Source organism: Papillibacter cinnamivorans DSM 12816, assembly GCF_900176335.1.
In the GTDB taxonomy this organism is placed as follows: domain Bacteria; phylum Bacillota; class Clostridia; order Oscillospirales; family Oscillospiraceae; genus Papillibacter; species Papillibacter cinnamivorans.
In genome coordinates this window covers 334,857-346,867 of record NZ_FWXW01000002.1, presented here as the reverse complement: position 1 = coordinate 346,867, position 12,011 = coordinate 334,857, and the positions used below count along the sequence as shown (strand labels likewise).

10 protein-coding genes are annotated in these 12,011 nt (G+C 53.9%); 6 read left to right on the top strand and 4 right to left on the bottom strand.

The window, feature by feature from the left end; all coding sequences use genetic code 11:
• Window positions 1-35: 35 nt before the first annotated feature.
• Both B9A13_RS04490 and B9A13_RS04485 read left to right on the top strand, forming a co-directional pair.
• A complete protein-coding gene (locus B9A13_RS04490; protein WP_159448022.1) occupies window positions 36-599 on the top strand; it encodes a DUF1697 domain-containing protein in 564 nt (187 codons plus the stop codon).
• 178 nt (window positions 600-777) lie between these two features.
• On the top strand, window positions 778-1,413 hold the full coding sequence (locus B9A13_RS04485; protein WP_084233851.1) for a CatB-related O-acetyltransferase: 636 nt from the start codon (window positions 778-780) through the stop codon (window positions 1,411-1,413).
• 378 nt (window positions 1,414-1,791) lie between these two features.
• Here the strand turns inward: B9A13_RS04485 and B9A13_RS04480 are convergent, their stop codons facing one another.
• Entirely contained in the window at window positions 1,792-2,682 is an 891-nt protein-coding gene (locus B9A13_RS04480) for a LysR family transcriptional regulator (protein ID WP_084233850.1), read from the bottom strand.
• A gap of 114 nt (window positions 2,683-2,796) precedes the next feature.
• Here B9A13_RS04480 and B9A13_RS04475 point away from each other — a divergent pair, with 114 nt between their 5' ends.
• A complete protein-coding gene (locus B9A13_RS04475; protein ID WP_084233849.1) occupies window positions 2,797-3,144 on the top strand; it encodes a cupin domain-containing protein in 348 nt (115 codons plus the stop codon).
• Window positions 3,145-3,234: 90 nt separating this feature from the next.
• Here B9A13_RS04475 and B9A13_RS04470 read toward each other — a convergent pair whose 3' ends face one another.
• Window positions 3,235-4,257, bottom strand: coding sequence for a GGDEF domain-containing protein (locus tag B9A13_RS04470; RefSeq protein ID WP_084233848.1), 1,023 nt, complete (start codon window positions 4,255-4,257; stop codon window positions 3,235-3,237).
• A gap of 220 nt (window positions 4,258-4,477) precedes the next feature.
• On the opposite strand from B9A13_RS04470, the gene B9A13_RS04465 reads away from it, so the two are divergent.
• Window positions 4,478-5,188: a 4Fe-4S double cluster binding domain-containing protein gene (locus B9A13_RS04465; protein WP_084233847.1), complete on the top strand. Its 711-nt coding sequence runs from the start codon at window positions 4,478-4,480 to the stop codon at window positions 5,186-5,188.
• A 20-nt stretch (window positions 5,189-5,208) separates the two neighbouring features.
• On the top strand, window positions 5,209-5,541 hold the full coding sequence (locus B9A13_RS04460) for a YqfO family protein (RefSeq protein WP_084233846.1): 333 nt from the start codon (window positions 5,209-5,211) through the stop codon (window positions 5,539-5,541).
• A gap of 317 nt (window positions 5,542-5,858) precedes the next feature.
• Here the strand turns inward: B9A13_RS04460 and B9A13_RS04455 are convergent, their stop codons facing one another.
• Both B9A13_RS04455 and B9A13_RS04450 read right to left on the bottom strand, forming a co-directional pair.
• Window positions 5,859-7,706, bottom strand: a complete 1,848-nt coding sequence (locus B9A13_RS04455) for an ABC transporter ATP-binding protein (RefSeq protein WP_084233845.1) — start codon at window positions 7,704-7,706, stop codon at window positions 5,859-5,861.
• A gap of 5 nt (window positions 7,707-7,711) precedes the next feature.
• A complete protein-coding gene (locus B9A13_RS04450) occupies window positions 7,712-9,445 on the bottom strand; it encodes an ABC transporter ATP-binding protein (RefSeq protein ID WP_084233844.1) in 1,734 nt (577 codons plus the stop codon).
• 177 nt (window positions 9,446-9,622) lie between these two features.
• Here B9A13_RS04450 and B9A13_RS04445 point away from each other — a divergent pair, with 177 nt between their 5' ends.
• Entirely contained in the window at window positions 9,623-11,722 is a 2,100-nt protein-coding gene (locus B9A13_RS04445) for a DUF11 domain-containing protein (RefSeq protein WP_084233843.1), read from the top strand.
• Window positions 11,723-12,011 lie beyond the last annotated feature (289 nt).

Below are 12,011 nucleotides of genomic sequence, written 5' to 3'. Positions count from 1 at the left end.
TCAATCCATTTTGATAAATGAACGGTGAGTGTTATATGAAATATGCGGCTTTTTTCCGCGGAATCAATGTCGGCGGAAAAAATAAAGTGAAAATGGCCGACTTAAAACAGCTCTTCCAAGATTGCGGCTTTGGCAGGGTGCAGACGTATATTCAAAGCGGAAATGTGCTTTTCGAATCCGATGAAGCGGAGCATTTGCTGCCTGATCTGATTTCACATGCCTTCACGGAGCGGTTCGGTTTTAAGAGCCCTGTCGTTTTGCGCTCCGGCGATGAAATATCCGAAATACTGTCGGCGGAGCCGTTTGCGAAAGAGGATATCGAGCAAGCCGAAGCGAAAAACCCTGAAGTTGAGCATTTGTATGTTTTTTTGTCGGACGGCAATATCGACCCAGCCGCCGCAGAGACACTGCGTCTGGCTTATGGCGGGGAGGATATGCTGTTTGTCAGGAAACGCGAGCTTCATCTGCTTTGTTCTCACGGCGTGCGGGATTCAAAACTGGCGGCTTCGCTTTCAAAACCCGGAGCTCCGATGACCTTCCGGAACCGGAAGACACTGCTTAAAATCCATGAGCTGCTAGGCGCAGACGATATCCGCTAATCTGCTAAAAATCCATGTGTCCGGTTTTAACCCGCACATGGATTTTTACACATGATGAGCTTTGTGATATACTTACAATCGGTTACCGAAATTGCACAAGGCGGTGAAGCCGTGAAACTCTGCATTGTATCTGCCGGAATAGTCAGCCAAAATATGAAGTAAAGCGAGGAAAATCGAAATGACTGTTCCGGGAAAAGAAATATATCCGCGCAACGACCATGAAACCGTTTATCTCAAGAATGTGATTACGGACCCCAATATTCTCGTCGGCGACTACACGTTCTATAACGATTTTATCAATGATCCCACACGGTTTGAAAAGAACAATGTCCTTTACCATTATCCTGTCAATCATGACAAGCTGGTCATCGGCAAATTCTGTTCCATAGCCTGCGGGGCCAAGTTTATATTCACAAGCGCGAACCATACGCTGAGATCCCTGTCAACCTATCCTTTTCCGATTTTTGCCGACGCATGGAATTTAGACTGGAATCATGTAACCGACGCATGGGACAACAAAGGGAATATTGTAATCGGCAACGACGTCTGGATCGGGTACGAGGCGGTCATTACGCAGGGAGTACACATCGGAGACGGCGCAATCATCGGGACAAGGACGGTCGTTACAAGGGACGTTCCGCCCTATACCATCGTGGGAGGCATTCCGGCGAAAGAAATCAGAAAAAGGTTCGGGCATGACGTCGTCAAGGCGTTATTGCAGCTGTGCTGGTGGGACTGGCCCTATGAAAAAATACTGCGGCATTTATCCGACATCACCAGCGGCAATCTCAGCGGACTGCTGCAATCGGCATAATACGCATTTACATCTTTTCCGTCCCGGTCTTTCGCATCGGAGCAAAGTTTGCTCCGACGCTGAGACCATCGAAAAACTCCGTTTTCCGACGGAAGCGGGAGAAGGATCGCGTCTTTGCGAAGGCGCGCAATGTATGCCTTGCGAGAAGTGAATTCCCGCAGGGCATTGAGATTTTATCTTTTGCGGATTTCGGTCACGGAACGCAACACGAAATCCACAAAAGCTTTTCGCCGACGGCGAAAAGGACGATGGGACTTTTCGACAAGCTGAGCGTCGGGGCAAAGTTTGCTCCGACGCTCTTTTTGTTGAACGGCATGGTCCGCTCCTTTGCGCCCTTGGCAAATCCGCAAAGTCTTTCTCCAATTCCTGCTTTGCTTCTTATTCCGATTTGGCGTATTCGTCCAGCACCGTATGGACGAACTCGTCCAGCAGGGGAGAAATCCACTTGTCTTTATGAACGAGCACCTGAGAGACAATACGATACTCCGTTTTATAAGGAAGCCTGAAAAGCGATTGACCGCCAATTTCGTCGAGGACGGCTACTTCGGGAAGGACGCACAGCCCAAACCCTATTGCGGTCATTTTTTTAATGGCCTGCAGGCTTTCGGTTTCCAGTACCGGACAGACGGTCACACCTTTTTCCGACATATCGTTCATAAAGGCCTTATGATATTGACATTCCACACTTGTAAGGAGAAATTTTTCTCCGGAAAAATCCTGCGCCGAGATACATTCTTTCCCGGCAAGCGGGTGGCCGGGCGCAGAAAGAACGGCGATGGACTCCGGATGTTCCAACAGAATATCCACAGACGGGGCGTTGAGCGGAACTCCTATTGAAAATGCAATATCGATCCTGTTCTCATTGAGCGCCGGGAGAAAATCATCATAATCCATAAGCCGGAGACAGACTTCCACATCCGGATGAGCCGCCTTATACGTTTTGAGCAGATAGGGCAGGCGATATGTGCAGATGGATTCGGCCGCGCCTATGGCAATGGTACCTTTAAAAGAAGCGTCCCCATTTGCCGCTTCCTTAATATCCTTGGCAAGAAAGAGCATTTTCTGGGCGTGGGGAAGAATCCTTCGCCCGCTTTCTGTGAGGTACACGGATTTCCCAATCCTCTCAAAAAGCTTTGTCCCCAGCTCGGCCTCCAGCTGCTTAATCTGGAAGGTGATACTGGACTGAGCATATCCGAGCGCACCGGCTGTCTTCGTAAAGTTTTTCAGCCGACACAATTGACAGAAGGCGCTTAGCTGCCGAATGTCCATAGGCTCCTCCACAGCAATCTAAATATTCGATTGCAATAATAAAAACAATCAGTTTTACAGATTGATATAACCCATGTTATTCTATCGGCATGATATTGTAAAGGGGGAGCGGACATGATTGACAAAATAAATCTCAAAACGGAAGTCGACGCCCTGGAAAAACTGTACGTATACCAAAAGGTGGGGCGGCTGAACGGACATGTGCTCAGCGTGGTCAGGGTAGAAAACCGCACATTGGATTTTCATGTTCACGATTCTTCCGACGAGCTGTTTTATGTAATTGAAGGCGGCTTTGAGCTGGAAACGGAAGAAAACTGCATCAGGGTCGAGGAAGGCGAATGCATCATTGTTCCAAAAGGCACGAGACACAGACCCGTGGTCAAAGCCCTGACAAAATTCCTCATGATCGAGCTGGAAGAAACGCTGAACAAGGAAAACAGCGGCGATCTGTATGAGGAATAAGAGCTCCGGAGAGCCGGGACCGGATCCGATCCATTCTGAAATGTCAAAAGGGCGTTTCTTTTCACGAAACGCCCTCAGCGGATCATAAAATTATTTACTCTGGCTCTCTTTGGCGGCATACATACGACTGTCAGCCAGCTCCAATACCGCTGCGGAATCTGAGCTTTCCGAGCGCAAGGCGCAACCGGTGCTCATTGCGACCGGGAAGTCAAACCCATGCATCCCGCGCGAGGCCTCTTCGATACGGGCGCATATCTGCCATAAGGTCTCCCGGTCCACATCGGGGAGAATGAGCAAGAACTCATCGCCGCCGAAACGAAAGGCATAATCCAACGAACGAATACTTTTCAGAATGCACGCCGCCAGACTTTTAAGCGCCGAATCGCCCCAATTATGTCCATAAAGATCGTTTATGCTTTTAAAATGATCGATGTCCATCATAACGATTCCATATTCGGAGCCTTCTTTTATAAAAATACGTTCCATCCTGTCAAGCACCTGTTGAATAGACCGGCGGTTTAGAAGCCCCGTAAGATCGTCGCGCATGGAAAGGTCCGTCATGCGCCGGTTGATTTCACGATTTTTACGCTTGATGCCCTCCACTAAAAAAACAATCACCGAAGCGGTCAGGACATAGGCCACCAAAATGTTGACGATCTGGTTCGTGTCCTTTTCGCCCGGCCAGGTTACAAACCAGTGAACTGTAAGCCCCAGCAAAAGAGCGGTATACAGAGAAAGCATAAACAGCTGGATTTTACTGTAATACGTAAGGACAATCACCGCTATAAAAAGGATGGAAAGATAAGGCGTGCAGCCCAGCAGACCGTTATACGCAAACCAGCTGAGAGGCGTGTATGCAAAGCAAAGGAGCAGCATCGGAGCAAGGCACGCCGTCTCAATGCTGATTTTACCCGCAGAGAACAACCGGGCGGCCACAACGATGCACAGAAGGATGCCTATAAACACACCCATAAGTAAAAAGTTGGACGTTGCCGCCATGAGGACAACGCCCACGACGCATGATAAAAAGCATGCAATCAGCATTTTAAAGGGCGTGCTGTTCTGCAAGATCGGGCTATCATTCTGCATAAATACAGTTCCTAAATGCTTCATAGAATACCCTTCCCCTTACGTCAGATATCGACCCACAAGCCGCTCTTTATCCTGATGCAACGAGCATTTATCTGCACTTGCCGTTATTTAAATTGTATCAAAGATAAAAAGGCCAGACAAGGACAAACAGAGCGGAGCATATTCGGGAAACTGCGTAAGCTGGTTTTTTTCTTCCTTTTGTGCTATCATCAGTAAAACCTGGTTTCGGAGATGAACGGTAATGAAGTTTATGCAGAGCAAACTGGAGAAGGTGCTGCGCGAGCACGGAGCGGACCTGGTCGGATACGCCGATCTGTCCGGGATGCTGCCGCCGGAGGAGCCATACGGAGTTTCCGTGGCCGTGAGGCTGCCGGGGGAAGTGATCGCGTCCATCCACGACGGACCCAGCCGGGCTTACTTCGAGGCGTATCACGAGAGAAACGCCAGGCTGAACGAAATCGTTACGGCGGGAGCGGAGTATATACGGGAGTGCGGCTACAACGCGTTTGCCCAGACGACGAACGCCGTCCGGGAATTCGGGGTTTACCGGACGAGGATGCCCCACAAAACGGTGGCCGTCCGGGCGGGGCTGGGCTGGATCGGAAAGAGCGCGCTGCTGGTGACCGAGGAGTACGGACCCGCGGTGCGGATCTCCTCCCTTCTCACCGACACGCCGCTTCAGACCGGAACGCCGGTTACCCAGAGCCGGTGCGGCAAGTGCATGCTCTGCACCCGGGCATGCCCGGGAGAGGCGATCCAAGGGAGAGAATGGGTACCCGGCCTGGAACGGGAAGAGCTGTTCGACCCGCTCAAATGCAGGAAGAAGGCAAGAGAGCTGGCGGCGGAAGCGATCCACGAGGAAATCACGCTTTGCGGGAAATGCATCGAGATCTGCCCTTACACAAGAAGATACCTGGAGAACACCCCGCCGTATCAGGCAACAACCACATAAAACCGTCCGGAGAAGTAATTATGAATCACTTTCTATATTGCAAAATTGAGATCTTTATTCCCGAGACCCACCTGGCCGTCCTGCAGGACGCTCTGCGGAGCGTGGACGCGGGCCATATCGGAAGCTACGACAGCTGCCTGTCCTACAGCCAGGTCACGGGCTGCTGGCGCCCGCTGGAGGGGAGCAGCCCCTATATCGGGGAGGAGGGGGCCCTCAGTTCGCAGCCCGAGCTGAAGGTGGAGGTCGTCTGCCTGCGGGAGAAGGCCGACATCACGGTGGAGGCCGTCAAAAAGGTGCATCCCTATGAGGTACCGGTCATCCATGTGATCCCCCTGTACAGGACAAGCTTTTAGCGCTGCGCAAAAAGGCATCCTATCCCGAGACTCCATGGAAACGGAACGCTTCCACAGACGGAGGGGAATACGCCGTACTACCGGAAAATCTTCTTAACGCAGGCTGCGGAGACAGAAACATTTTCGTTTTTTCCAAAATGAAACCGGAACAGATGCAAGCACCTGTTCCGGTTTTTTGTTCTGTCCGGATTCACGATTCATACTAAACCTCAATAAAAATATAGATAAAACAAATGAAGAAGTAAGGCTGCCCCCCCGCCGAAGGCGGGGAGCAACCTTACTTCTTGTTTAATCTATTTAATTCGGAAATAGTATCATTATCCGAAGGCGGCGGGGTTCAGGCCCAGCTGGCTCTTCACCATTTCGGAATACAGGCACTTTTTGTCCATCAGCTCATCATGGGTCCCCATTTCCACGATTTCGCCGCGCTCGATGACCATGATCTTGTCGGCGTCGCGGATGGTGGAAAGGCGGTGGGCAATGAGAAAGCTGGTGCGGCTGCGCATCAGGGTCAGAAGCGCCCGCTGGATCTCTTTTTCCGTCTTGGTATCCACGCTGCTGGTAGCCTCGTCCAGAATCAGTATGGGCGCGTCGCATAAGATCGCCCGGGCAATGGCGATGAGCTGGCGCTGGCCGAGGCTCAAAGTATCGGCGCTGCCGGTGACGGCCGTGCGGTATCCCTGAGGCAGGCGGGAGATAAAGCCGTCCGCCCGGGCAAGCTTTGCGGCCCGGACGACCTCCTCCTCCGAAGCATCGGGCCGGGAGTATCTGATATTGTCGAAAATCGTCCCGGAAAACAGGCAGGTATCCTGGAGGACAACCGAAAAGCAGCTGTGAAGCGACTGACGGGTGATGTCGACGATATCGGTCCCGTCCACCAAAATCCTGCCGCTTTCCAGCTCGTAAAAGCGCGTGAGCAGATTGACGACGGTGGTTTTGCCCGCTCCCGTTTCCCCCACCAGGGCCACCACTTCGCCGGGCCGCACGGAGAAGCTGACGTTCTTCAAAACGGGCTTTCCGGGCACGTAGGAAAAGGAGACGTTCTGAAATTCCACCGCGCCTTTTACATCGCGCAGCTCTTTGGCACCCTCGCGGTCCGGGATTTCCTCAGCTTCGTCCAGAATTTCAAAGACCCGCTCGGCACCGGCCAGGGCGGACTGGATGTTATTGAACATGCCGGCCAGATTGTTCAGGGGCATCCCGAACTGCTTGGAATAGGTAAGAAAACTCACCACCAGGCCCACCGTCGCCATTCCCTTTACGGTGAGGATGCCGCCGACGCAGGCGATGAGAGCAAAGCTCAGGTTGTTGATGACGTTCATAAAAGGCATCATAAAGCCCGCCCAGGTCTGGGCTTTGGTGGAATAGCCCTGCAGCTCCCGGTTGACGACGCTGAAATCGGACAGAACCTCCGGCCGGCGGTTGAAGGCCTTCACCATTTTAAGCCCCACGATGTTTTCTTCCACCATGGCGTTGAGGGCGCCGAGCCTGCGCTGCTGCTCCAGAAAATACTGCCGGCTTCTGACCGCAATCGTCCCGGACAGAAGGGCGAAAAGGGGGATGGAAACCAGCGCCACGGCAGTGAGAGGCGGACTTAAAAGCAGCATCATGACCAGGGTCCCGCCGATGGTGAAAACGCCGGCGATAAGCTGTGTGACCGCCTGGGCGATGGTGCTGCTGATGTTATCCACATCGTTGGTAACGCGGCTCATGGTATCCCCGTGGGAACGGGTGTCAAAAAAGCGGAGAGGCAGCTTCTGGAGCTTTGCAAAGAAGTCCCGGCGAAGCCTTTTAACAAGCCTCTGGGTTACCTTCGCCATAATGACGCCGTTTACCGTATCGACGATCCAGGCGGTGCAGTAGCAGGCGGCAAGGGAAATGAGCACCACCGAGAGAAGCTGCGAATCCACGCCGCCGGTGAAAGGGTCGAAGGTGTTGACGGCCTTTCCGATCAAAAACGGAGCCGTAATGGCAACGGCTGAGGAGATCCCGGCGAGGAACACCGCCAGGATCAAAGATTTGCGGAAGTCCAGCAGAAGCGACAGCAGCCGCCTGAGGACTTCCCTGGCATTCTTCGGTTTTTCTCCGGGGGCAAAGCGCTGCGCCCCGGCGCCGGGACGGCCCAGACCCGGCATTTTTTCATAACTGCTGTTTATCTCCGCCATACGCTCTATCTGTCGCCGCCAATCTGCGAATCGTAAATTTCCCTGTAGACCCGGCACGAGTCCATGAGTTCCCGGTGGCTCCCGAAGCCCACCCTCTCGCCGTTTTCCAGCACCAGAATCCTGTCCGCGCCGACGGCCGTCCCGATCCGCTGGGTAATGAGGATCACCGTCCGTTTATCCCGAGCGCTTTCTTCCGAGACGGCGCGCCGGACCTTTGCCTCCGTGACCGCGTCCAGGGCGCTGGTGCAGTCGTCCAGGATCAGCACAGGCGCTCTGCTCACAAGAGCCCTGGCGATGGAAAGACGCTGCTTCTGGCCGCCGGAGAGGTTGATGGCGCCCTGGCCGAGAAGGCTCTCGTATTTCTGCGGCATCTCGTTGATGAAACCGTCCGCCTGGGCGGCTTTCGCGGCCTTACTGATTTCTTCCGGGGAGGCTTCCGGATTGCCCCAGGCGATATTCTGGGAGACCGTGCCGGAAAAGAGCATGCTCTTCTGGGGAGCCAGGGCGATGCTTTTCCGGAGCGCTCCGCTGCCCACGGAGCGGATATCACGGCCGTTTATTCGGATGGAGCCGGAATCGACGTCGTAAAAGCGCAGGCACAGCCAGGCAAGGGTGGATTTTCCGGAGCCGGTGGGCCCTATGACCGCCAGGGTTTCCCCGGGATTCACCGAAAAAGACAGGTTTTTGACAGCAGGGATCCCGCTGCCGCCGGGATAGGAGAAGGTCACATTTTCAAATTCCAGTCCGACTCCGGCTTCCTCGCCGTAGACGAAGGTTTCCCCATCCGCCGGGAAATCCTCCCCGCTGTCGAGGATTTCCCGGATCCTCCCGGTGGAAGCCTTGGTGCGCACCAGAGTGTTGAATATATTCGTAATCATGATGAGGGACAGAAGAATCTGGGCCATATAGCTGATGAAGGCCGAAATTCTGCCGACCTCGATACTGCCGGCCTGAAAGAGGAGACTGCCGAAATATAGAATCATCACGATGCCGACGTTGACGGACAGGGACATCAGGGGGGAAAAGTAAGAGAAGACCAGCTGGGAGGAGACGGACCGATCCGCCAGGTTCCCGTTTGCCTCTTCAAACCGCTCCTCCTCGCTTTCGAAGCGCCCGAAGGCCTTCACGAGGCGCACTCCCATGAGGTATTCCTGAACCACGGTATTGACCTTATCGATGGCGGCCTGCATCCTGGCAAAGCGGACGTAGCTGAGCTTCATGCTGATGACGATCCAAAGGGCCACCACGGCCACCACGGCCCACAGAACCGTGCTCAGACTGGGGCTGAGGAGCACCGCCAGCACAATGCTGCCGGCGCAGGTGATGGGCGCCTTTACATAGATCCGCATAAGGCCGTTTACAAACTGGGTCACCTGGGAGGTGTCGTTGGTCATGCGGGTGATGAGCGAGCCGCTTTCAATTTTATCTGCGCCGGCTTCCGAAAACCGCAGGATCTTCTCAAAAACGTCGCCGCGAAGATCAGCCCCCACGCTCTGAGACACGCGGCTGGCCAGAATGTTCCGGACGGCGGCGAAGCAGGCTCCCAGGGCCGTGACGGACAGCATCAGCAGCCCGTATCTAATCACGGTGCCGACACTTCCGTACTTTATGCCGTCGTCGATGATACGGGCCATGACGGTGGGCTGCAGAAGATCGCACGCCGCCTCCAAAAGCACGCAGAGGACGGCCATGATAAAGAGGAACCGATATCTGGCGAAATATTTGCCGTATATGTTCATATATTCTCCCACTTCCCGAGGCAATCACTTGCAGACATCATTATAAATAAGACGGAAGCAAAAAGCAATCGCCCCTGACCGAGAGCAAATTCGACCCGAGACGGAGAGCGGCTGTAGCAGATTCCATATTCCAAAATAAAATGGTAATACAATCTATAAAACACAAGGAGTGAAAGTATGTTTCCGCCCAACGACAACGATTGGATTACTTATATACAAACCGCAGTGCCAAATAATGAGCAACCCTGCTGGGTCGACATCGTAGGCGACACGCAGTATCCGGCCGCGTATTATTATCTTTCTCCCACCCCGGACCCCAACCCCACGGAAGTCGCGTTCCGGATGCGGCTCAACGGGAACCCGCTGAGCCTGAACCCGCTGGAGTACAAGCTGAAGGAATTCGTATGGGGCGTGGTGATCCGCAGCCACTTCAACGCAGTTCTTTTCACCATTCTCGTAAACGCAAGCGGGAGCGTTTACAGGCTGCAGGTGAGGGACTCCACATCCACTCTGGTTTACAACGAGCCCATCGCGCTGAACAGCCCATCCCAGCCGTCGGATAACGTGAGGGTGGCCGACGCGGGAGCACATTTCCCGTGCGCCAGCCCTGTCATGCCCGACGAGGACTATTTTCTGGATTTCACGCTTCCCACCAGCGCATTCGCCGGATTCAACTTCGTGTCCTCCACCTACCGGCTGTGCTACTTCACCTCCACGCAGGACATTGTCATCAACAAGGAATTCGTCTGCGGAATGATCCTCAACCCGCCGGCGGGGACCCCGGTCCTCTGTGTAACCAAGCAGATCGTGTCAGGCCCCACCACCGTATGCACGGACGATATCCATACATGGGTTTTGGTAATCACCTTATATAACTGCGGCACGGTCCCGGTTACAAACGTGGTATTGACGGATACGATCAGCAGCGATATTGTCTTATCCTCCCCTCCGGTGTTCATACCCAGCGCAAATGTCGTCTACGTTCCGCGCACAGCCACATGGAACGTCGGCACCATCAATCCGGGAGATACCGTCGCCCTCACCATCATTATTAGCGGCTCCTTCGTAATGCCGGGCCACTATATACTGAATTCAGGAACCGTAACCGGGACGGACCTCACGCCGATTATATTCGGGGACCACGGCATTCTGGTTTACGGGCAGGATCAACTGACAGCCGACAAGGAGATCGTTTCGGGCCCGCTCACCGTGGAAAGCTGCAAGATATCCACCTGGACGCTCCGCATCACCGTTACCAATACCGGCGAGAGCGATATCCCGAATGTCATCGTCATCGACCAGTTCAGCAGCGCCTTCACCATCGAATCGGGCCCGCAGTTCACCGCCAGCGCGGGCACCGTGAGTATTCTCGGGAAGGAAATCACATGGACCATCAGCAACCTGGCGGGCAATTCCTCGGAGACGCTTCTCATCACCGTAACGGGATTTTTCTCCGGCGAGGGACACTTCACTTTCGACACAGGGTCCATTTTCGACCAGTGCATGGAAACGGTCACATTCCAGGATACGGGCATCGACGTGCTGCCCGCGGCGATACCACATCCGATCAAGGTCAGCGGAGAGATCCGGGACTGCCAAACCGGCGAACCGCTGGAAGACGTTTCGGCGACGATATATAATTCCAGATGCAAAATCATAGGAACAGATACTTTCAGCGGACAGTACGAGCTCCATTTGCCCGCAGGCACTTACACCGTGCTGTTTGAAAAGGAAGGATACAGAGATAAATTTTTAGCTCTGGTGCTGCAGTCGGACGCCGATATCCAGACCGACGTCGAAATGGCACCCGAGACCCCCGCGTTACCCGCCCAAGCCGACGGGGACGGCGGGATCAGAGAGCTGGATCTGTTCGCAGGTATCCTGTGCCAAAAGATCGACGCCGAAATCGTTTACAGCAGTCTCATTTGCGTGAACAGCACGGCGCGGGTGGAGTGCCTCAACGACGTTATCGACAGCTTTTCGTCCGCCGTGCTCTGCGGAGCGAAACTGCGGCTGGCGGTGAACCTGGAAAAGAACCTGGTGTACCGTCTGAACCAAAGCAAGTATTTCACCTACGACGAGAGGATGTTTTCCCTTTGCTTCCCCCTTAGGCAGGACGGGAAATGTTCGGATAAAAAGTGCTATGTCCAGGTGAAGCATGTGGACTTCTGCAAGGAAGAGAACCTGGTATACAATGTAGCGCATCTGAGGTTTATCGCGTACCTTTTCAATAAAGACGACGTTTTGGTTCCCGGCACTCCGGAAGACGAATGCTGAGGAGCAACACGAAAGCGCAGAGCCGGAGCGGAAGCTTCGGCTCTCCTTTTGGGCCGCGGGCTGCGCAGGCCAGGCAAAAAATGAAAAATCCGAGGAGCGGACGACCGCTTTTTACGTTTTTTCTCAAAATCGTCACTTCCGGGCCCCTTTCTGAGTATTCTGTATCGAGTCTGAAGGTGAGGAGGCATGGAATTGGGATATTTCATTACCGTGGAGCCCAATGTGTACGTTTTCGCGGAGGACATCCATCCCGCCGGCGGCTCCAACGAGGAACCGGGAGAGGAAAACA

What these genes read in the sequence shown, in the direction of transcription:
- B9A13_RS04490 (WP_159448022.1), top strand. Translation starts at nt 36, where the DNA reads ATGAAATATGCGGCTTTTTTCCGCGGAATCAATGTCGGCGGAAAAAAT.
- B9A13_RS04485 (WP_084233851.1), top strand. Translation starts at nt 778, where the DNA reads ATGACTGTTCCGGGAAAAGAAATATATCCGCGCAACGACCATGAAACC.
- B9A13_RS04480 (WP_084233850.1), bottom strand. Translation starts at nt 2,682, where the DNA reads ATGGACATTCGGCAGCTAAGCGCCTTCTGTCAATTGTGTCGGCTGAAA.
- B9A13_RS04475 (WP_084233849.1), top strand. Translation starts at nt 2,797, where the DNA reads ATGATTGACAAAATAAATCTCAAAACGGAAGTCGACGCCCTGGAAAAA.
- B9A13_RS04470 (WP_084233848.1), bottom strand. Translation starts at nt 4,257, where the DNA reads ATGAAGCATTTAGGAACTGTATTTATGCAGAATGATAGCCCGATCTTG.
- B9A13_RS04465 (WP_084233847.1), top strand. Translation starts at nt 4,478, where the DNA reads ATGAAGTTTATGCAGAGCAAACTGGAGAAGGTGCTGCGCGAGCACGGA.
- B9A13_RS04460 (WP_084233846.1), top strand. Translation starts at nt 5,209, where the DNA reads ATGAATCACTTTCTATATTGCAAAATTGAGATCTTTATTCCCGAGACC.
- B9A13_RS04455 (WP_084233845.1), bottom strand. Translation starts at nt 7,706, where the DNA reads ATGGCGGAGATAAACAGCAGTTATGAAAAAATGCCGGGTCTGGGCCGT.
- B9A13_RS04450 (WP_084233844.1), bottom strand. Translation starts at nt 9,445, where the DNA reads ATGAACATATACGGCAAATATTTCGCCAGATATCGGTTCCTCTTTATC.
- B9A13_RS04445 (WP_084233843.1), top strand. Translation starts at nt 9,623, where the DNA reads ATGTTTCCGCCCAACGACAACGATTGGATTACTTATATACAAACCGCA.